16 protein-coding genes are annotated in these 18,683 nt (G+C 57.3%); 7 read left to right on the top strand and 9 right to left on the bottom strand.

Going from position 1 to position 18,683, the window contains the following annotated elements; translation table 11 throughout:
• Nucleotides 1-7 precede the first annotated feature (7 nt).
• From C1Y41_RS15765 to C1Y41_RS15755, 3 genes are read left to right on the top strand one after another with little or no spacing between them, the layout of a single operon-like run.
• Nucleotides 8-565 (top strand): YfiR family protein, encoded by a 558-nt coding sequence (locus C1Y41_RS15765; RefSeq protein ID WP_040113531.1) that lies wholly within the window; start codon nucleotides 8-10, stop codon nucleotides 563-565.
• Nucleotide 566: 1 nt separating this feature from the next.
• Entirely contained in the window at nucleotides 567-1,781 is a 1,215-nt protein-coding gene (locus C1Y41_RS15760) for a diguanylate cyclase domain-containing protein (RefSeq protein ID WP_071668366.1), read from the top strand.
• Entirely contained in the window at nucleotides 1,778-2,248 is a 471-nt protein-coding gene (locus C1Y41_RS15755; RefSeq protein WP_369826821.1) for an OmpA family protein, read from the top strand. The genes C1Y41_RS15760 and C1Y41_RS15755 overlap by 4 nt, the downstream gene beginning before the upstream one ends.
• On the opposite strand, the gene C1Y41_RS15750 is transcribed toward C1Y41_RS15755, so the two are convergent.
• Both C1Y41_RS15750 and C1Y41_RS15745 read right to left on the bottom strand, forming a co-directional pair.
• Nucleotides 2,235-3,212 (bottom strand): UV damage endonuclease UvsE, encoded by a 978-nt coding sequence (locus tag C1Y41_RS15750; RefSeq protein WP_104085816.1) that lies wholly within the window; start codon nucleotides 3,210-3,212, stop codon nucleotides 2,235-2,237. The two genes, C1Y41_RS15755 and C1Y41_RS15750, sit on opposite strands and share 14 nt — an antisense overlap.
• Before the next feature lie 105 nt (nucleotides 3,213-3,317).
• Nucleotides 3,318-5,348: a choline transporter gene (locus C1Y41_RS15745; protein ID WP_104085815.1), complete on the bottom strand. Its 2,031-nt coding sequence runs from the start codon at nucleotides 5,346-5,348 to the stop codon at nucleotides 3,318-3,320.
• Between the two features lie 249 nt (nucleotides 5,349-5,597).
• Between C1Y41_RS15745 and betI the strand changes: the two genes are divergently transcribed.
• The 3 genes from betI to betA are packed head-to-tail and all read left to right on the top strand — an operon-like array spanning nucleotide 5,598 to nucleotide 9,384.
• On the top strand, nucleotides 5,598-6,194 hold the full coding sequence (betI, locus tag C1Y41_RS15740; protein ID WP_104085814.1) for a transcriptional regulator BetI: 597 nt from the start codon (nucleotides 5,598-5,600) through the stop codon (nucleotides 6,192-6,194).
• 13 nt (nucleotides 6,195-6,207) lie between these two features.
• Nucleotides 6,208-7,680, top strand: a complete 1,473-nt coding sequence (gene betB / locus C1Y41_RS15735; protein ID WP_104085813.1) for a betaine-aldehyde dehydrogenase — start codon at nucleotides 6,208-6,210, stop codon at nucleotides 7,678-7,680.
• A 24-nt stretch (nucleotides 7,681-7,704) separates the two neighbouring features.
• Nucleotides 7,705-9,384 (top strand): choline dehydrogenase, encoded by a 1,680-nt coding sequence (betA, locus tag C1Y41_RS15730; RefSeq protein WP_071668369.1) that lies wholly within the window; start codon nucleotides 7,705-7,707, stop codon nucleotides 9,382-9,384.
• A 140-nt stretch (nucleotides 9,385-9,524) separates the two neighbouring features.
• On the opposite strand, the gene C1Y41_RS15725 is transcribed toward betA, so the two are convergent.
• Nucleotides 9,525-10,451, bottom strand: a complete 927-nt coding sequence (locus C1Y41_RS15725; RefSeq protein ID WP_104085812.1) for a LysR family transcriptional regulator — start codon at nucleotides 10,449-10,451, stop codon at nucleotides 9,525-9,527.
• A 98-nt stretch (nucleotides 10,452-10,549) separates the two neighbouring features.
• On the opposite strand from C1Y41_RS15725, the gene C1Y41_RS15720 reads away from it, so the two are divergent.
• The gene (locus C1Y41_RS15720; RefSeq protein WP_040113546.1) at nucleotides 10,550-11,881 is read left to right on the top strand and encodes an aspartate aminotransferase family protein; all 1,332 of its coding nucleotides are present in this window, start codon (nucleotides 10,550-10,552) and stop codon (nucleotides 11,879-11,881) included.
• 4 nt (nucleotides 11,882-11,885) lie between these two features.
• Here the strand turns inward: C1Y41_RS15720 and C1Y41_RS15715 are convergent, their stop codons facing one another.
• The 6 genes from C1Y41_RS15715 to C1Y41_RS15690 form a co-directional block, all read right to left on the bottom strand.
• A complete protein-coding gene (locus C1Y41_RS15715; RefSeq protein WP_104085838.1) occupies nucleotides 11,886-12,752 on the bottom strand; it encodes a DMT family transporter in 867 nt (288 codons plus the stop codon).
• Nucleotides 12,753-12,784: 32 nt separating this feature from the next.
• The gene (gene leuE, locus C1Y41_RS15710; RefSeq protein ID WP_040113891.1) at nucleotides 12,785-13,423 is read right to left on the bottom strand and encodes a leucine efflux protein LeuE; all 639 of its coding nucleotides are present in this window, start codon (nucleotides 13,421-13,423) and stop codon (nucleotides 12,785-12,787) included.
• Nucleotides 13,424-13,646: 223 nt separating this feature from the next.
• A complete protein-coding gene (locus C1Y41_RS15705; protein WP_071668371.1) occupies nucleotides 13,647-15,044 on the bottom strand; it encodes a cytosine permease in 1,398 nt (465 codons plus the stop codon).
• Between the two features lie 183 nt (nucleotides 15,045-15,227).
• Complete coding sequence (locus C1Y41_RS15700; RefSeq protein WP_040113550.1) at nucleotides 15,228-16,694, bottom strand: aldehyde dehydrogenase; 1,467 nt, start codon at nucleotides 16,692-16,694, stop codon at nucleotides 15,228-15,230.
• A 12-nt stretch (nucleotides 16,695-16,706) separates the two neighbouring features.
• A complete protein-coding gene (locus tag C1Y41_RS15695; protein WP_040113552.1) occupies nucleotides 16,707-17,744 on the bottom strand; it encodes an LLM class flavin-dependent oxidoreductase in 1,038 nt (345 codons plus the stop codon).
• On the bottom strand, nucleotides 17,741-18,682 hold the full coding sequence (locus C1Y41_RS15690; RefSeq protein ID WP_104085811.1) for a flavin reductase family protein: 942 nt from the start codon (nucleotides 18,680-18,682) through the stop codon (nucleotides 17,741-17,743). Before C1Y41_RS15690 ends, C1Y41_RS15695 begins: the two co-directional genes overlap by 4 nt.
• Between the last annotated feature and the right edge of the window lies 1 nt (nucleotide 18,683).

Genomic DNA, 18,683 nt, shown 5'->3' with positions numbered 1-18,683 from the left:
GAGTGCCATGCAGATAAAAGGATTTCCTGCCCCGTATTCAAAAGGATCCTGCCTTTGGCTGTGCTGCGCACTGCCTGCGCTGCTGGTGCTGCTTAGCTGGCCGATGGCATACGCCGCTGAGCATACTGCCGCTGACAATCGCGCTAACCGCATTGTCAGCGGTATCCTGAGTTTTACCCGCTGGCCACCTCCGGTGCAGGTGCCGCAGCTCTGCATCCTGGCCTCCGCCCGACACCTCACGCTTTCATCAGCCGACGCGCCGCCTGCCACGCCGTTCAGCGTCGTGCGCGCTGACAGCGCTGGCAGGTTATCCGCGCTGCACTGCGACGCGGTCTATTTCGGCACGGAAACTCCGGCTCAGCAGCACGCTGCTCTGGCAGCAATGCCTGATAAAGCGGTGCTCAGCATGGCGGAAAATAACCCTGACTGCGCAACCGGCGCCACTTTCTGTATGATTTTTGGTGAGGAACGTACCCGTTTTTCGGTGAATCTCGATTCACTGGCACGCAGCGGCGTCAAAGTCAGTCCCGATGTGCTGATGCTGTCGCGTAAAGAGAACCAATAAGATGAAATTTTTACTGAGAAAACGTCAGGGTTCATCACTGCGCGGTCGCCTGCGCCGCATCAGCACCATAAATGCGGCGGTGATCCTGCTGCTGTGCTGGCTGCTGATGACCTCGACCTCTCTCTACTTTATTAAGCGTTACGAAAACCGCAATCTGGCGCTGACGGCAACCACGCTGAGCACCAGTCTTACTGCGGCAACGGTATTTGAAGACAGCTATGATGCGCACAGTAAGATTGCCATGCTGGGTGACAAAGGGATGTTTGCGTCGGCGCAGCTGGTCACCGCCAGCCATACCGTACTGGTTGACTGGGTCAACCGCCGCGAGCACAGCGGCTTCTATGAAAAACAGCTGCGGCAGTGGATCTACGCCAGCCCGATTACCGTGGAGATACAGCACGCGGGCACGCGGGCCGGCAGCCTGACGCTGGCCGGAACGGTGAACGGCGCCAGCGAATTTATCCACTACTCCATCCTGATCCTGACCTGCGGTATGCTGTGCGTGCTGGTGATCTCTTTTATGCTGAGTGAGTTCCTGCATCGCGGCATTCTGCTCTCCATGCGCACTATCACGCGCGCGATTCACTATGTGATCCGCACCGGTGATTTTGCTCAGCGCGTGCCGCCTGAGCCGATCAATGAGTTTCAGCTGCTCTCCAGCGATCTGAACGCGCTGCTGAGTGAGATGCAGACGCTGAAAGCATCGCTGCTGCGCGATAACCGCTCGCTGGCAGAAAAAGCCCTGACGGATCCGCTTACCGGTCTGGCGAACCGTTCTGCTTTTGTAGCGCGGCTGGCGCAATTGCTCGATCGTCCGTTAACGCCGCCGCGCTTTGCGCTGCTGTTTCTGGATGGTGACCGCTTTAAATACATTAATGACAGCTGGGGACACGCTGCCGGGGATGAAGTGCTGAAAGCAACCGGCGAACGCCTGGCCGCCCTGGTCTCTGAAGGCGATCTGGTTGCACGCATGGGCGGCGATGAGTTTGCGATTGTCCTCACCAGCCGCACTACGCCTGCCCGGCTGCAGGCGCTCCGGGATGCCATACAGCATGCGGTACGCCAGCCTATCGCGCTCAGTGAAGACCGCACTATTACCACCTCAGTCACCATCGGCTACGCCTGGGCGCAATCTGGCGACAGCGTGGCCTCACTGCTGGAGCGGGCAGATTTGCATATGTATAAAAACAAAAAACTGAATAAGGATCGGCTGTGAAAATCTATTGTTGCCTGATGGCGCTGATACTCACCTGCGCGGGCTGCCAGTCCGGCGGCTTTACCCGTGCCCAGGTTGCAGCGCTGCAGCAGGAGGGCTTTAGTCAGAACAGCGAAGGCTGGGGGCTGGGATTACCCAACCGCATCCTGTTTGGCATTAATGAGTCAGACCTTACCGCGGCCAGTAAACAGCGCATCGCCTCCACGGCAAGCCTGCTGGCAGCTACCGGTATTACGCATCTGCGCATTGATGGTCATACCGATAACTACGGTGAAGCGGGCTATAATCAGCAGCTTTCACTTAAACGCGCCAATGCCGTCGCGCAGCAGTGGGCCGCCGGCAGCGGCGTCCCGCGCGCGAATATTGTGACGCGCGGGCTGGGTATGCGGGTGCCGGTTGCCAGCAACAGTACCTCGCAGGGGCGTGCGCAGAACCGCCGCGTCGCTATTGTGATCACGGCGCCGTAGCGTGACCACCGCGCTCCAGCGCATAGAAATAGAGCCGGTCGCGGGCGAGGTTTTTCATTTTGACTTCGCACATGATATCGAACCGGTCAAACGAGAGCGCCCAGTCGTTTAGCGTCTGATTAAAGAAGTAGTCCGAATGCGCGCGCAGCTTCATTTTGGAGGCTGCCAGCGCGTTCTGATCGGGAAAACCGCTATCGGGGATCAATCCTTCCTGCGCAATCGAGTAGTGCAGTACCGGACGCACGCCGCGCCAGGAGTCGATAATCTGTGCAATCCGGCCATCGTCAGGTTTGATAAAGGCATTCTCTTTTACCCAGTGATGGTGAATATCCAGCACCACCGCGCACAGCTCGCGCGCCTGAAGCACATCATCCAGCGCGCAGGAAACCTCATCATTCTCTACCGTGAGCATATTACGCGCCTCAGGGCTGAGCCGCATAAATGCATCGCGAAAACCAGCAAACCCCTTTTTGCCGTTCATATGGATATTGATTTTAAAATCCTGAAAACGCTGTCCATAGCCCATCAGAACGGCACAGGTGGCATGATATTCAACATCCTCAATTGCACGCTCCACCACCCCCTCATTATCAGACGCCAGCACGGTATATTGTCCGGGATGAAACGAGAGCCGAATATTGCTGGCGCGCGCCAGTTCGCCACAGCGGGCAAAGAGCGGCGCCAGCTCCGGCATCGCCTCGCGGTAGAGTGGCGTAGCCTGCGGAACGGTATAGAGCGGCAGCAGATCGCTGCCGATACGCATCATGCGCAGTGCATCAGGCAGCGTGGCGAGCTGTTCCAGCAGAGCATAAAGATTGGTGAGGTTAGTACGGGCCAGCCCAATTAGCAGCGTGGCGGCGGCATCACCCTGCATGCCCAGAAAGCGGGTACGGGTGGTGCTTTTGAATGGAAAAGGCTGCTTCGCCTCATGATCGAAATACTTACACGCAAAACCCAGTTTCATAGAATTCCCCTTAACAGCAGCTAGTGAGTCTAGCTCTCAGACAGGAATGCGCGAGGCGGAGAGAAAAGAAAACGGGCAGCTGCATGGTCGCAGCTGCCCGGAGGGTTACATCTCGGGGAAGGTCAGATTACTGCCCGGTGCTTCACGATGCAGATGGATAAAGTTCAGGTGACGCTCATAGTGATCGAGAATATCGATAATCACCTGCTCCTTGTTGTAGTCCATCAAATCGTTGCCCTGGCTTCCTTCCAGTAAAAAGGTCTCCAGCCGGTAGTAGTGCGATTTACCGCTGCGGGCGCGGTAGGTAAAGCCGGGAATTGAATATTGCTGTGGCCAGACCTGATACATAAAGCTCTGCTCTTCACCCAGATCAACGCGCAGCTCAAGGTGCCCCAGCGCCTGTCCCTCTTCAGCCGGCATTTTCTCCAGCATGACGCGCGCCCCGCGCAGCTCCAGCTCTTTTGCCACATCTTCCATAGCCGGATAGATCACGGTCTCCATCATCCGCTGCGTATAGCGCGTGCCCGGATAGTTCATCAGGCGCGACAGCCTCTTCTTCCAGCTCAGGCGATCGCTGCTTGAGGGAATATAAGGCGCGGTTTCACGCACGGCACTGGCGCGGCGATGATCTTCTACCTTCAGCGATTTCCACAGGCCGGCCATCACAAAGAAGATCACAAAGCTAAACGGCAGCCCCATGATGACCGTGGTGTTCTGCAGTGCAGAAATCCCGTTGGTCATCAGCATGCCCATGGTCAGCACCCCAATCGCAATTGACCAGAAGATGCGCAGCCAGTTAGGCGCATCGCTGTTGATATCCTTGAGCTTTGAGGTGAAGTTACCCAGCACCAGCGAACCGGAATCTGCTGAGGTAACGTAGAACAGCATCCCGGTAATGGTGGCAACGGACGCGCTGAGTTTAAACGCCGGATATTGCGCCAGCAGACTGTAGAAACCGCGTTCGGCATGCGCCATCACTTCCTGCGCAAAGCCGGCATCGCCGTGAATAATTTCATACAGCGAGGCGTTACCGAATACAGAGAGCCACAGCAGCGTAAACGTAAAGGGAATGATCAGCGTGCCGAGCACAAACTGGCGAATGGTGCGGCCGCGTGAGATACGCGCCAGGAACAGGCCAACAAACGGCGACCAGGCGACCCACCACGCCCAGAAAAACAGCGTCCAGCTGTTCATCCACTGGGTCGGACGATCGAACGCAAAGGTATTCAGCGTCATCCCCATAAAGCGGTTGATATAGTCGCCAACGTTCAGCACCAGCGCGTTCAGCAGGAAGTCTGTTTTGCCCATAAACAGCACAAACAGGATCAAGCCGAGCGCCAGCGCCACGTTCAGCTCAGACAGGATCCGGATACCTTTGTCGACGCCCGATGTGACGGAGATCGTCGCAATGATCACCGACAGGACAATCAGCGCCATCTGCGCGGTCAGTCCTTCAGGGACGTCAAACAGCACCTTCAGGCCATAGTTCAGCTGCACTACCCCGATACCCAGCGTGGTAGCGATACCAAAAATGGTGCCGACTACCGCAGCGATATCCACGGTATGGCCAATCGGTCCATTGATGCGTTTACCAAAGATCGGATAGAGCGCTGAGCGAATGGTGAGCGGCAGATTATAGCGGTAGCTGAAGTAACCGAGCGCGATCCCCATCAATGCGTACATTGACCAGCCGGTCAGCCCGTAGTGAAACAGCGTCCAGACCATCGCCTGACGCGCCGCTTCTATGGTTTGTCCGGCCCCCTCCGGCGGCTGCATATATTGCGACACCGGCTCTGCAACGGAGAAAAACATCAAATCGATTCCGATACCGGCGGCAAACAGCATCGCCGACCAGCTCAGCAGGCTGAACTCCGGTTTGGATTGCTCCGGCCCGAGCTTAATCGCGCCATAGCGCGAGCAGGCCATATAGACCACAAAAACGATATAGAGCGTGGCGGCCAGCATGTAATACCAGCCAAACGTGGTTGAGACCCAGTTTACTGCTGTCTGGATCCAGGCGCCCGCAAGGTCGCTATAGAGAATGGTGACAAGTGAAAATGTCAGAATCAGTCCGGCCGAGGTGAAGAACACCACGGGATTAATTCTGTCCTTTTCACTGGCAGGTGGATTAATCATCGATAACCTCTGGTTAATTTCCTGTAACTACTCAATAAATTGATGCGATCAGTGTGGCTGATCTTGTTGTTGTACTCTCTGCTTTACCTCCGTTAGTTGGGCACGGTGATAAATCGCTACCAAGCGTAGCTCACCGTTTGGCTTTTGTAACAAACGAAGCACACCATCCTAACAACTTTCTTTTTTATATTGAACGTGCAATCAAAAAAAGTTTTAATAGGTGTCTCGATTTGAGGTGGAGCGGTAGTGATGCCAAAGGTAGGAATGCAGCCGATACGTCGCCGGCAACTGATTGATGCGACGCTTGATACCATCAACGACGTAGGGATTAACTACGCCACCATCGCGCAAATTGCCCGACGGGCTGGCGTCTCTACCGGCATCATCAGTCACTATTTCAAAGATAAAAATGGCCTGCTCGAAGCCACCATGCGTGATGTCACGCGCCAGCTGCGCGAAGCCGTTTCCATGCGGCTTAAACCGCTGGCAGACGCCAGCATCGAAGCGCGCCTGCTGGCCATTGTGGAAGGTAACTTTGATGATACCCAGCTGCACAGTGCCGCCATGAAAGCGTGGCTCGACTTCTGGGCAAGCAGCATGCATCAGCCGCAGCTGGGCCGGTTAGAGCGGGTCAGCAGTCGCCGCCTGTTCTCCAGCCTGGCTGCAGAGTTTCGCCGGGAAATGCCGCGCGAGCAGGCCCGACTGGCAGCTTACGGTTTGGCTTCTATGATTGATGGCTTGTGGCTGCGTGCCGCATTGAGTGGCAAGCCCTTTGATTTAGCGATTGCCAGAACGCTTACCACCCAATTTATTCGTCAGCAACTGGCTGACTCACCGAATCACTGAGGAAGGAGAAACCATGTCCCGATTCACCGAACAGCACCTCTACATTGATGGCAAATTTGTCCCCTCTGCAGCAGGTAACACCTTCCAGAGTATCAATCCTGCTAATGGCGATGTGCTGGCAGAAGTCCATGAAGCTGAGCGTGCGGATGTCGATCGCGCCGTTGAAGCCGCGAAAAAAGGCCAGAAAATCTGGGCTGCGATGACGGCGATGGAGCGCTCGCGCATCTTACGGCGTGCGGTGGAGATCCTGCGTGAACGTAATGACGAACTGGCGGAACTCGAAACGCTGGACACCGGTAAACCGTTCAGCGAAACCCAGGCGGTAGATATTGTCACCGGTGCTGATGTACTGGAGTACTATGCCGGGCTGATCCCTTCACTGGAAGGCCAGCAGATCCCGCTGCGCGACACCTCTTTTGTCTATACCCGCCGCGAACCGCTCGGCGTGGTGGCCGGGATCGGCGCGTGGAACTATCCCATCCAGATTGCGCTGTGGAAATCGGCACCGGCACTGGCTGCGGGTAACGCCATGATTTTCAAACCCAGTGAAGTCACTCCGCTGACCGCGCTGAAGCTGGCTGAGATCTACACCGCGGCCGGCGTGCCGGATGGTGTTTTCAACGTGCTGAACGGACGCGGCGCGGTGACCGGTCAGCTGCTGACCGATCATCCTGGTATCGACAAAGTTTCCTTCACCGGCGGCGTGGCCAGCGGTAAGAAAGTGATGGCAAACGCTGCCGGCTCGACACTGAAAGATGTCACGATGGAGCTGGGCGGTAAATCTCCGCTGATTATCTTTGATGATGCCGATCTCGACCTCGCTGCTGACATCGCCATGATGGCAAACTTCTACAGCTCCGGTCAGGTCTGCACCAACGGCACCCGCGTCTTTATTCCCGCAGCGATAAAAGCGGAATTCGAGGCCAAAATCAGCGAACGCGTGGCGCGTATCAAAGCGGGCGACCTCGCCGATCCGGCCACGAACTTTGGTCCGCTGGTGAGCTTTGCCCATCGCGACAACGTAATGCGCTATATCGAATCGGGCATCAGCGAAGGGGCTACGCTGCTGTGCGGCGGTAAGCGCATGAGCGGCGCTGAATTTGATCAGGGCGCGTGGGTTGAACCAACCGTCTTTACCGACTGCCGCGACGAAATGACCATCGTACAGGAAGAGATTTTTGGCCCGGTAATGTCCATTCTCACCTATGAGAGCGAAGAAGAGGTCGTGCGTCGCGCTAATGCCACCGAATATGGTCTGGCCGCGGGCGTGGTCACGCAGGATCTTAACCGCGCGCACCGCGTTATTCACCAGATTGAAGCCGGTATTTGCTGGATCAACACCTGGGGTGAATCCGCCGCTGAAATGCCGGTAGGCGGCTATAAGCACTCCGGCATCGGCCGTGAAAACGGCGTGATGACGCTGCAGAATTACACCCAGGTTAAATCGGTGCAGATCGAAATGACCCGTTTTCAGTCAGTATTTTAATTGAGCTTACCTGAGGAGCGACTAATGGAATTTGATTACGTCATTATCGGAGCCGGATCCGCAGGAAACGTACTGGCTACCCGTCTGACCGAAGATAGCAATGTCAACGTACTGCTGCTGGAGGCGGGTGGTCCCGATTACCGCTTTGACTTCCGCACTCAGATGCCTGCGGCCCTGGCTTACCCGCTGCAGGGTAAGCGCTACAACTGGGCGTATGAGACCGAGCCGGAACCTTATATGAATAACCGCCGCATGGAGTGCGGGCGCGGTAAAGGGCTGGGTGGCTCTTCGCTGATCAACGGCATGTGCTATATCCGCGGCAATGCGATGGATCTCGATAACTGGGCCAAAGCGCCCGGTCTTGAGCAGTGGAGCTATCTCGACTGCCTGCCCTACTATCGCAAGTCAGAAACGCGTGATATCGGCGCAAATGACTATCACGGCGGCGAAGGTCCGGTCAGCATCACCACCTGTAAGCCGGATAACAACGTCCTGTTTGCGGCAATGATTGAAGCAGGCGTGCAGGCGGGTTATCCGCGCACCGACGATCTGAACGGCTATCAGCAGGAAGGCTTTGGCCCGATGGATCGCTTTGTTACGCCAAAAGGCCGCCGTTCCAGCACAGCACGCGGCTATCTTGATACCGCGAAGAAACGTCCGAACCTGAAGATCATTACCCATGCGACCACCGATCGCATTCTGTTTGACGGCAAGCGCGCGACCGGCGTTGAATACCTTGAGGGCGGCAGTAACACCCCGAAAACGGTCTATGCGCGGCGTGAAGTACTGCTGTGCGCTGGCGCCATCGCCTCGCCGCAGATCCTGCAGCGTTCAGGTGTCGGTCCGGCAGAGCTGTTGCAGCAGTTTGATATTCCGGTCGTGCACGACCTGCCCGGCGTGGGTGAGAATCTGCAGGACCACCTGGAGATGTATCTGCAGTATGAGTGCAAAGAGCCGGTCTCTCTTTATCCGGCGCTGAAGTGGTGGAACCAGCCGAAAATCGGCGCCGAATGGCTGTTCAACGGTACCGGCGTCGGCGCCAGCAACCAGTTTGAAGGCGGCGGCTTTATTCGCAGCCGGGAAGAGTTCGACTGGCCTAACATCCAGTATCACTTCCTGCCGGTTGCCATTAACTACAACGGCTCTAACGCGGTTGAAGCGCACGGCTTCCAGTGCCATGTTGGCTCTATGCGTTCGCCAAGCCGGGGTCACGTGCGGATCAAATCACGTGATCCGCGCCGCCATCCGGCCATTCTGTTCAACTACATGTCGCATGAACAGGACTGGCATGAGTTCCGCGATGCGATTCGCATTACGCGTCAAATCATCAACCAGCCGGCGCTGGATAAATATCGCGGTCGCGAAATCAGTCCGGGAATCGACTGCCAGACCGATGAGCAGCTGGATGAGTTTGTGCGTAACCATGGTGAAACCGCTTACCACCCTTGCGGCACCTGTAAAATGGGCAGCGATGAGATGGCCGTGGTCGATGGTGAAGGTCGCGTGCATGGCCTGCAGGGGCTGCGCGTGGTCGATGCCTCCATCATGCCGCTGATCATTACCGGCAACCTGAATGCGACAACCATTATGATTGGCGAGAAGATTGCGGATAACATTCGCGGTCGCGATCCGCTGCCACGCAGCACTGCCGACTACTATGTTGCCGGCGAGCGCCCGGTGCGCGGTGAGCCTGTACGGGCATAACCTCTCTGCAGGGCAGCGCAATGCTGCCCTGCTTCATACCGTCTTATCCTCGCTGTGAAACATGCCACGACGAATGCCCGATCGGACCAGCCGACACTGAAGCTTAATGAGTTAGTTGATCAACTAACAGTATGTTGTAATTATGATAGTGTGGCAGCTTCATTTTCCGCGCCTGCTGCTGCCAGAAAATGCTGCAGAATGGCATTCCGGCGCTCTCCCTGCCGGGTCACAATCGCGATTTGGCTGCCGAAGCGCAGCCGCGAAGGCGCAATTGCACGCATCTGCTGCAGCTCACACCAGCGTGCCGCATAGTGATCGGGCAGAAAGCCGATATAGCGTCCGGTTAAGATCAGAAAAGCGATACCTTCCCGGTCAGAGGCTGTGGCCGTACAGTTAAGCGACCGATGCAGGGCAGCGGCTTCCGCGCTCAGACGGTAGCCAGGCGCTATCGCTTCATAGCGATGCAGCACCGCTGGATCCGCCTCATGCGCCTGGCTGAAAAGCGGGTGCGTACTGCTGCAGTAAAGACAGGAGATCTCTTCATAGAGCGGCATATAGACCAGGCCCGACACCGGCGCGGTATAGGGCAGTGCGCCCACGTGCAGACGTCCGTCAAGCAAACCCTGCTCAATATCAGCGGCCGTAAGCATACTGATATTAATGCGGACTTCCGCACCCTTTTCGCGTAACGCTTCCAGCGCCTGCGTAATCTGCATACGCGGCTGCGTCACCAGATTATTGATAATGCCGATATTAAGTTCACCGCGCAGCTGTTTATGCATCTGATTTATTTGCTGGCGAAAATCCTCAACCGCCGCCATCAGGCTGGCGCTGTGGCGCAGGATCTCGCGCCCCTCATCCGTCAGGGCAAATCCCGCCCTTCCGCGCTGACAGAGCCGCATCCCGAGACGCTTCTCCAGATCGCTCATATGCAGGCTGATCGCCGAACGGGTAATGCCCAGCCTGCTCTCGGCAGCCGTAAAGCTGCCGCATTCGCTAACGACTTTAAACAGCCGCAGCAGACGCAGATCGAAATCGGTAACCTGCGCCAGGGTTTTAGGTTTCATTCAGGTGAGTTTTCCGCTGACTAAACTTAAGTTAATTAGCATTTAACTTAACCGATGCCTGATTGCAAACTCTGGCTATACACTCTGGAGAACCCGCCATGTCCGAACGCATAGATACCGCTTCCCTGAACCTGCAGTCGCACTGGATGCCCTCCAGCGCCAATCGTAATTTCCAGCGCGATCCGCGCTTTATCGTGGCAGCGGAGGGACGCTGGCTTACCGATGATCAAGGGCGACACATTTATGACAGTCTGTCAGGGCTGTGGACCTGTGGCGCTGGTCACACGCGCAGTGAGATCCAGCAGGCGGTAAGCCGGCAGCTCGGCGTGCTTGATTACTCCCCCGGCTTTCAGTATGGCCATCCGCTCTCGTTTCAGCTGGCAGAACGTATCACGCAGTACATGCCGGGCGATCTCAACCATATCTTTTTCACCGGCTCCGGTTCTGAAGCGGCAGACACCGCGGTAAAAATGGCGCGCGGCTACTGGCGCGCCAAAGGCCAGCCGGCCAAAACCAAACTGATCGGTCGCGCCCGCGGTTATCACGGTGTGAACATCGCCGGCACCAGCCTCGGCGGCATTGGCGGCAACCGCAAAATGTTTGGTCAGTTTATGGATGTGGATCACCTGCCGCATACGCTGCAAAGCGACCTCGCCTTCACGCCGGGTCAGGCTGAAACCGGCGGCGAGGCGCTGGCCAATGAGATGCTGAAACTGATTGAGCTGCACGATGCGTCAAACATCGCCGCGCTGATTGTTGAGCCGCTTTCCGGCTCCGCCGGAGCCATCATTCCGCCACGGGGTTATCTGCAGCGCCTGCGTGAGATCTGCACGCAGCACAACATCCTGCTGATTTTTGATGAGGTGATCACCGGCTTTGGCCGCATGGGACGCTGGACCGGCGCAGAGTACTTTGGCGTGACGCCGGATCTGCTTAACTTTGCCAAGCAGATCACCAACGGCGCCATCCCGCTGGGGGGCGTGGCCGCCAGCAGCGAAATCTATCACGCCTATATGTCACAGCCGCTGCCAGAGCATGCGGTGGAGTTTGCGCATGGCTATACCTATTCCGCCCATCCGGTCGCCTGCGCAGCGGCTATCGCCACGCTTGACCTGCTGGAAAAGGAGTCGCTGATAGCGCAGTCGGCTGAACTGGCACCGCTGTTTGAACAGCAGCTCCACGCGCTGCGCGGTTGTCCGCACGTGGTGGATATTCGCAACTGCGGGCTGGTCGGGGCGATTCAGCTGGCGCCGCGTGAAGGTGATGCCACGCTGCGCCCTTTTGAAGCGGGCATGCTGTTATGGAAGGCGGGATTCTATGTTCGCTTTGGCGGCGACACGCTGCAGTTTGGTCCGATGTTTTCTGCTCAGCCTGACGAACTTGACAGGCTGTTTAATGCGGTAAGCGATGCGCTGTATCGCCTTGCTTAAGCGATTACGCCAGCGCTTTCGCCTGCTGCAGACGGTAATAGAGCAGCGACAGTAATATCAGCAGGCAGCCGAGCATCTGCCGGGCCGACATCGCTTCGCCATACCAGAGGGCCGCCGCCAGCACCGTCAGCAGCGGTTCCAGGATCATGATCAGTGCGGCATTTGCCGCGCTGGTCATGCTCTGTCCTTTCAGCTGCAGCCAGAAGCGCAGGCTGGTCGCCAGCAGCGCGCTGGCCGCCAGCCAGCTCCAGGAAGCCAGCGTGATCTCCTGCGGCCAGCTTTCAGAAAACAGCGACAGCACGCCCGCCACCGCACCGGTGCAGGCGAGCTGTACCGTGGCCAGCGGACAGACAGGGACCGTCGCGGCAAAGCGGGTGGTGAAACAGAAGTAGACTGCCTGAACCAGCGCGGCGCCGAGGAACAGGAGCTGGCTCAGTTCAAAATGGAGATCCTGCCTGAGCGTCAGCAGCGCCAGCCCCGCGATGCCCACCGGCAGGGAGAGCCAGAACGCACGCGCCGGCCGGCTGCGCAGAATAACCCAGGCAAAAAGCGGCACAAACAGCATTGAGAGGCTCATAATAAAAGCCCCCTCACCCAGCGAGCGCGTGGTGGCGACGGCATAAATCCACAGCAGCATATAAGCAGACTGCAGCAGCCCGCTCATCAGAACCGGCCTGATATTCCGCAGCGTATGGCGCAGCTCGGCGGCACGGCACAGCAGCAGCAGTACCACGCTGGCCGAAAGAAAGCGCAGCGCAACAAAGGCCAGCGCGGGCATACCAGCTATCGCTTCGCGTGAGCAGATCCAGCCAAATGCCGCGATGAGCGTGGTGCTCACCAGCAGGGCATCCGCCTGACGTTGTCTGGCTATCATTTATCTCTCCGCAGCGTGCGTGTTTGCCATCAGCTCTGGGCGCTCACCAGCCGGACGGCAAAACCAAAGAACAGCATACCGGTCAGCATGTTGGCAAATTTAACCAGCCGCGTGCGGCTGCGCAGGAAGCGGACCATCACCGCGCCCGCCACCAGCAGCACGGAGTAGTAGCTGAAGCTGATAAGCTGGATCAGCGCACCCAGCGTGGCGAACGCCGGCGCGGTATGAGTGACTTTGGGGTCGATAAACTGAATAAAGAAAGAGACGTAGAACAGGATAGCTTTAGGGTTAGTCACCCCCAGCAGTACCGCACGCAGAAAGTAGTTTTCTGCTTTGACCGGCTCAGCAGGCTGCGCATCCGCGCGCTGGCGCAGTGCGCCCATGATGATTTTGATACCCAGATAAAGTAAAAACATCGCGCCCAGATAGCGCACCATCATAAAAATGTGCGGGCTGGTGCGGATCAGCGTAGCAACCCCTGCCCAGGCAAGAAAAATCAGGATCAGATCGCCTGCCATGACGCCCGCAATCGCTTTAGACGCAGCTTTCATGCCGCGGCCCATGCCGGTGCGTAAAACATAGAGGCTGTTCGGGCCGGGTAACAGAATAATCACCAGCGCACCTGCCAGAAACGTCCATAAATCGATAATGCCTAAATCTTGCAACATCAGTGCCATAGCTCCATTCGCCGCGCGTTATTCGCACGGCGTAATCATAATATTTATACCGGGTTAACCAGACGACAGCGCGCCGCTGCCGCGCGCTATGTTAGCAGGTATCCCGCATAAATCGCACCTCTGTTGCGTGCGGTTGCCGTGCATGAGAAGGTCGCAGACAACAGCACGTTCGTTGCTAAAGCGGGAAGCAGACCGGGGCATCCCTGCCCGGTTATTACACTTTGCTTTCAGGCAGTACGGTCAATACCGGCTGATGCCTGCGATGAAACAGCGGATAGGCGATGCTGGTTACAACCAGACTGATAATCCATGAGATATCCACGCCCGGGATCAGTTTTGCATAGGGACCGGAGAAAAACGCATTTTCGATGAAAGGAACCTGCACCAGGATCCCGGCAAAATAGACCAGCAGCGCCTGTGTATTAAGCCGCCCATAGCGTCCTCCGTCCGCCTGAAATATGGCTGCCACGTCGTAGTGCTGTTTATTGACGTAGTAGAAGTCGAGCAGGTTGATCACAATCCACGGGATCAGTACGGCGATCAGCGCCAGAATCAGGTTGATAAAAAATGCGACAAAGTTCTGCGACGCCGCCAGCGCAATCAAAATGCTGCCTGTCAATACCAGAGCGGACACCACCAGCCGCACCGCCGCCCCCGGCGTCCAGTGCGGACGGAAGGTCTGCACGGCCGTTATCAGCGATAACACCGCCCCGTACAGGTTCATGGAGTTATGACAGATGATATTCACCAGAAACAGGATCATCAGCAGCGGTCCCAGCCAGCCGGTGGCATGACGCACCGCCATCATGGCGTCATCCGCCGGAGCAATACTGACGGCCATCATGCCAAAGACAAACGCCAGGATAGTTCCGCCGCAGGCGCCGAGGTAAGTCGCCCAGAAAGGACGGGCGATCCCCACATCCGCAGGCAGATAGCGCGAATAATCTGAGGTATAAGGTGAAAAGCTGATTTGCCACACCGCACCAATGCAAAAGGTCCCGAACCAGCCTGCCGCGCTCAGCGATCCGCGCTGCCAGAAGTCTGCCGGTAGTGGCTGCGATAGCATCAGCGTCAGTCCCAGCAGCAGGGCCGCGCCCATGATCCATGCGCCAATTTTATTGATCCGGTGAATAAAGCGGTAACCTATCACGCCGATCGCTGTTGCCAGCACGGCGCCTAAAATCGTTGCGCTCGCCACCGGCAGCGCCGGAATGACATTGTTAATTACCCGGCCCGAAAGCGAGATATTGGAGATAAAGAACCCCAGATAGATCACGGTAGTAAAACTGATTACCAGCAGCGAACCATAGCGCCCGAACTGCGCGCGGCTCTGTACCATCTGCGGAATGCCGGTTTTCGGCCCCTGCGCTGAGGTCAGCGCAAGAAAGATGCCACCAAAGAGATGGCCGGCGATAATCGCAGAGAGCGCGGAAATTACATTAAGATGAAACGTTTCGGTTGCGATCGCCCCGCTGACCACCGCCAGCGGAGCAATATTGGTACAGAACCAGAGCGTGAACAGGCTGTGCGATTTGCCGTGCCGCTCAGACACCGGCACATAATCCACCGACTTGTTCTCGATAAACGGCCCCTGACGTGATGATTTTTCCACCTTACCCTCCAGTTGAGATGCAGAATTATTATGTGTTGCAGATACATCACTGGCGTTGTCATGCCATAGCCATCCCGACGATGTGCGTCTCGTCTTCTCGCAGGAGAAACTGCTGGCGGTAAGACTCCTGATATTTAGCGATCCGGCGGGCGGGGATGTGAATGGCCAGCGCCGGAAAGGGAATTAACGCATGATAAATGGATCGTCGATGGGCTCATCGCTGGTGCGCAGCCATACCGTTTTGGTTGTGGTGTACTCCAGCGCGGCGTCAGTGCCGCCCTCGCGCCCGAATCCTGATTTGCCATAGCCCCCAAAGGGTGCCAGCGGTGAGACTGCCCGATAGGTGTTCAGCCAGACCACACCGCTGCGCAGCTGGCGCGTGATGCGATGCGCGCGCGTCAGATTTTGCGTAAAGACGCCGGCGGCAAGACCATATTCGGTGCCGTTAGCCAGCCGCAGCGCGTCCGCTTCCCCGCTGAAAGTCAGCACCGAAAGCACCGGACCAAACAGCTCCTGCACGACACTCTCTGCTGCCGGTACGCTGCTGCAATCAAGAATAGTAGGCGGATAATAGAAGCCAGGCTTGTGAACAGGCTCATGCCCGATAATCAGCTTAGCGCCCTGCTCCAGCGTGCGGCTGACGACCTGTTCAATGTTCTGTTTCTGGCGCAGCGTGCAGAGCGGGCCAAACTGCGTTTCAGGCTGCTGCGGACAGCCGATCACAATGCTGCGCACTTTACTCACCAGCCTTTCAATAAACGCCTCTTTAATACTGGCTTCTACCAGCAGGCGCGAGCCTGCAACGCAGCTCTGACCCGAGGCTGAGAAGATCGCAGCCACCTGAGCGTTCGCCGCACTCTCCAGATCGGCATCGGCAAAAACAATAAACGGTGACTTGCCCCCCAGCTCCAGTGAGGTGCTGGCGAGATTCTCCGCGCTGCCGCGTATAATATGGCGTGCGGTTTCTGCGCCGCCGGTAAAAGCTATATGATCGATAAGCGGGTGTGCGGTGAGCCGTGCACCGCACTGCTCAGCAAAGCCGGTGATGACGTTAATCACGCCGGGCGGAAAACCCGCTTCATCAATCAGTTCTGCCAGCGCCAGAAGGGGAGCCGGAGCCACCTCTGCTGCCTTCACTACCAGCGTACAGCCAGCGGCGATCGCCGGGCCGATTTTAACCGCTGACAGAAACAGCTGGCTGTTCCAGGGGATGATTGCCGCCACCACGCCCACCGGCTCACGTCTGACCCACGTTTCCATATCGGGCTTATCGATACTTAACGTGGCCCCCTCCATTTTGTCGGCCATGCCCGCGTAATAGCGGTAATACTCCGCCACATAGGCGATCTGCGCCTGCGTCTCGCGAATAATTTTGCCGGTATCCAGCGTTTCAATGCGTGCCAGCCGCGCCGCATCCCGCTCAATCAGATCGGCCAGCCGCAGCAGCAGTTTACCGCGCGCGCTGGCGGTAAGCGCGCGCCATGCCTCTGACGTAAACGCGCGGGCAGCCGCCTCCACCGCGCGGTCAGTCTCCTGCTGTTCTGCGCCGGCGATGGTTGCCCAGGGCTCTGCGGTCGCCGGATTCAGGGATGTGAACGAGGCTGCGCCGGTTACAAACTGCCCGTCAATATAGAGTTTAAACGCGTCCATCTCTCTCTCCGCTTAGTGGAATTCCGGAACGACCTGCTCAATAAAGCGCATCAGCGAAGCTTTTTTGCGCTCAAAGGTCATACCGCTGTCGAGCCATAGCGCATATTCGTCATAGCCCAGTGCTTCATAGTTTTTCAGCCGGGCGATCACTTCGTCCGCCGTACCGATAGCCAGGTTCTGGCGCATTTTTTCCGCGCTGTAATAAGTGTTAGCGGCAATCTCTTCATCACTGAGTGGCGCAATAAGCCCCTGCGTCACCGGACGCTCGTTTTTAAACCAGGCGCCAAAGTAGTGGTAGAAGCGGTTCAGCTCCTGCGCTGCCTGCTGTGCATCCGCTTCATCCGCCGCCACGAAACCGTGCTGCAGCAGCATAATTTTTAGCGGCTGCTCCGGAGCGTATTCCCGGCACGCCTCTTTAAACGTGGTAATCAGGCGCACAATCTCCTCGTCTCCCTGATGCAGCGGCGTGCACTGCACGTTACAACCCTGCTTAACGGCAAACTCATGGCTGTTGGGATCGCGGGCAGCCACCCAGATGGGGGGATGCGGCTGCTGTTTGGGTAACGGCGAGGACGTAGTGGACGGGAACTGCCAGAACTCGCCCTGATGAGCATAATCACCGCGCCAGAGCGCTTTTACTGCCGGCACCAGCTCCCGCATGCGCTGACCGGCTCCCCAGGCATCAAGGCCCGGCAGCAGACGCTCATACTCAAACGCATAGGCGCCGCGCGCAATACCCAGCTCCAGCCGTCCGTTAGTGATGATATCGGTCATTGCCGCCTCACCGGCAAGGCGAATCGGATGGGTAAACGGCGCAATAATGGTGCCGGTACCGAGGCGCACATGTCGGGTGCGGTGCGCAATATCCACCAGATTGATGAAAGGGTTCGGTGCAATGGTGAAGTTCATACCGTGATGCTCACCGGTCCAGATCGCATGCAGCCCGCCGCGATCGGCGATTTCGCACAGCGTCATCATCTCTTCGTAGAGCTTATCCTGTGCATCATCAGCCGAGACGCGCTCCATATGCAGAAACAGAGAAAGCTTCATACCACCTCCTGATGGGCTGACACAGAGAACTGGCGCACCGAACCTTGCGCTTCATCGCCGTAATAGAGGCCATAATTACCCGCCGCATATTCACGCATGTAGCGTCCCAGCAGCGCCTGCAGCGCACCGTTAGCCACCGGTACTGCAGCCAGATCCTGCAGATCGCGCCACTCTCCCTGGTCAACTGCGGGTAGCGTACCGCCGGTGGGCTGAGCGCATAAAAAGACAATATGCTGCTGCTTTTTCTGCCGATCCTCCCACATGGAGTAGATAAAGCCCGGACTGGCGGCAATCTGCAGCGTGCTGAATACCTGCGTCAGCGTTTCATCGACGCTGCGGCCGCGCATGGTTTGTGCCGGTAGCTCATACCCCTCTGACTGCCTGACCAGCAGCACCTTACCGGCGGACTCGATAAGCGCACTGACCACAACATCCGGCCCGCTAATCAGCGACTCTGCCTGCTGATAAGGGGTAAAATAGGCGCCGCGATAGTAGCCCAGACCCGCCGTGCCGCTGGAAGCGAACTGCAGCACGTTACCAATCAGAATTGCGTGGTCTCCCGCGTCAATCACCTGATGCAGCGAACACTCAAACCAGGCCGAACTCTCATCAATCAGCGGCGTGCCCTGCTCTCCGCGATGCCAGCTGACGCGCGCAAACCGGTCGGCAATTTTCTGCGCAAACACGTTTGACGTCTCTTTCTGCTGTTCTGCCAGAATATTGACGGCAAAATGGCGGCACTGCGTAAAATGTTCAAAGTTAGCCGAACGTTTGTCGATGCTGACCAGCAGCAGCGCCGGGTCGAGTGATACCGATGAAAAAGAGTTTGCGGTGAAACCAATCGGCTCACCTTTAGCATCCCGGGTCGTGACCACGGTTACGCCCGTCATAAAGGCGCCAAAGGCGTCGCGCAACTCTCTGCGTTTATCTGCGTCCATA

It is taken from the genome of Pantoea sp. ICBG 1758 (assembly GCF_002928325.1).
Lineage (GTDB): Bacteria > Pseudomonadota > Gammaproteobacteria > Enterobacterales > Enterobacteriaceae > Pantoea > Pantoea eucrina.
The sequence above is the reverse complement of the archived record's forward strand: the minus strand, read 5'-3'. Positions and strand labels throughout refer to the sequence as shown.

Bases quoted from the DNA above. Each gene is read 5' to 3' on its own strand.
- betB (WP_104085813.1), top strand. From the start codon at position 6,208: ATGTCCCGATTCACCGAACAGCACCTCTACATTGATGGCAAATTTGTC.
- C1Y41_RS15695 (WP_040113552.1), bottom strand. From the start codon at position 17,744: ATGAAGCTTTCTCTGTTTCTGCATATGGAGCGCGTCTCGGCTGATGAT.
- C1Y41_RS15750 (WP_104085816.1), bottom strand. From the start codon at position 3,212: ATGAAACTGGGTTTTGCGTGTAAGTATTTCGATCATGAGGCGAAGCAG.
- betI (WP_104085814.1), top strand. From the start codon at position 5,598: ATGCCAAAGGTAGGAATGCAGCCGATACGTCGCCGGCAACTGATTGAT.
- C1Y41_RS15765 (WP_040113531.1), top strand. From the start codon at position 8: ATGCAGATAAAAGGATTTCCTGCCCCGTATTCAAAAGGATCCTGCCTT.
- C1Y41_RS15745 (WP_104085815.1), bottom strand. From the start codon at position 5,348: ATGATTAATCCACCTGCCAGTGAAAAGGACAGAATTAATCCCGTGGTG.
- betA (WP_071668369.1), top strand. From the start codon at position 7,705: ATGGAATTTGATTACGTCATTATCGGAGCCGGATCCGCAGGAAACGTA.
- C1Y41_RS15725 (WP_104085812.1), bottom strand. From the start codon at position 10,451: ATGAAACCTAAAACCCTGGCGCAGGTTACCGATTTCGATCTGCGTCTG.
- C1Y41_RS15720 (WP_040113546.1), top strand. From the start codon at position 10,550: ATGTCCGAACGCATAGATACCGCTTCCCTGAACCTGCAGTCGCACTGG.
- C1Y41_RS15760 (WP_071668366.1), top strand. From the start codon at position 567: ATGAAATTTTTACTGAGAAAACGTCAGGGTTCATCACTGCGCGGTCGC.
- C1Y41_RS15700 (WP_040113550.1), bottom strand. From the start codon at position 16,694: ATGGACGCGTTTAAACTCTATATTGACGGGCAGTTTGTAACCGGCGCA.
- leuE (WP_040113891.1), bottom strand. From the start codon at position 13,423: ATGTTGCAAGATTTAGGCATTATCGATTTATGGACGTTTCTGGCAGGT.
- C1Y41_RS15690 (WP_104085811.1), bottom strand. From the start codon at position 18,682: ATGGACGCAGATAAACGCAGAGAGTTGCGCGACGCCTTTGGCGCCTTT.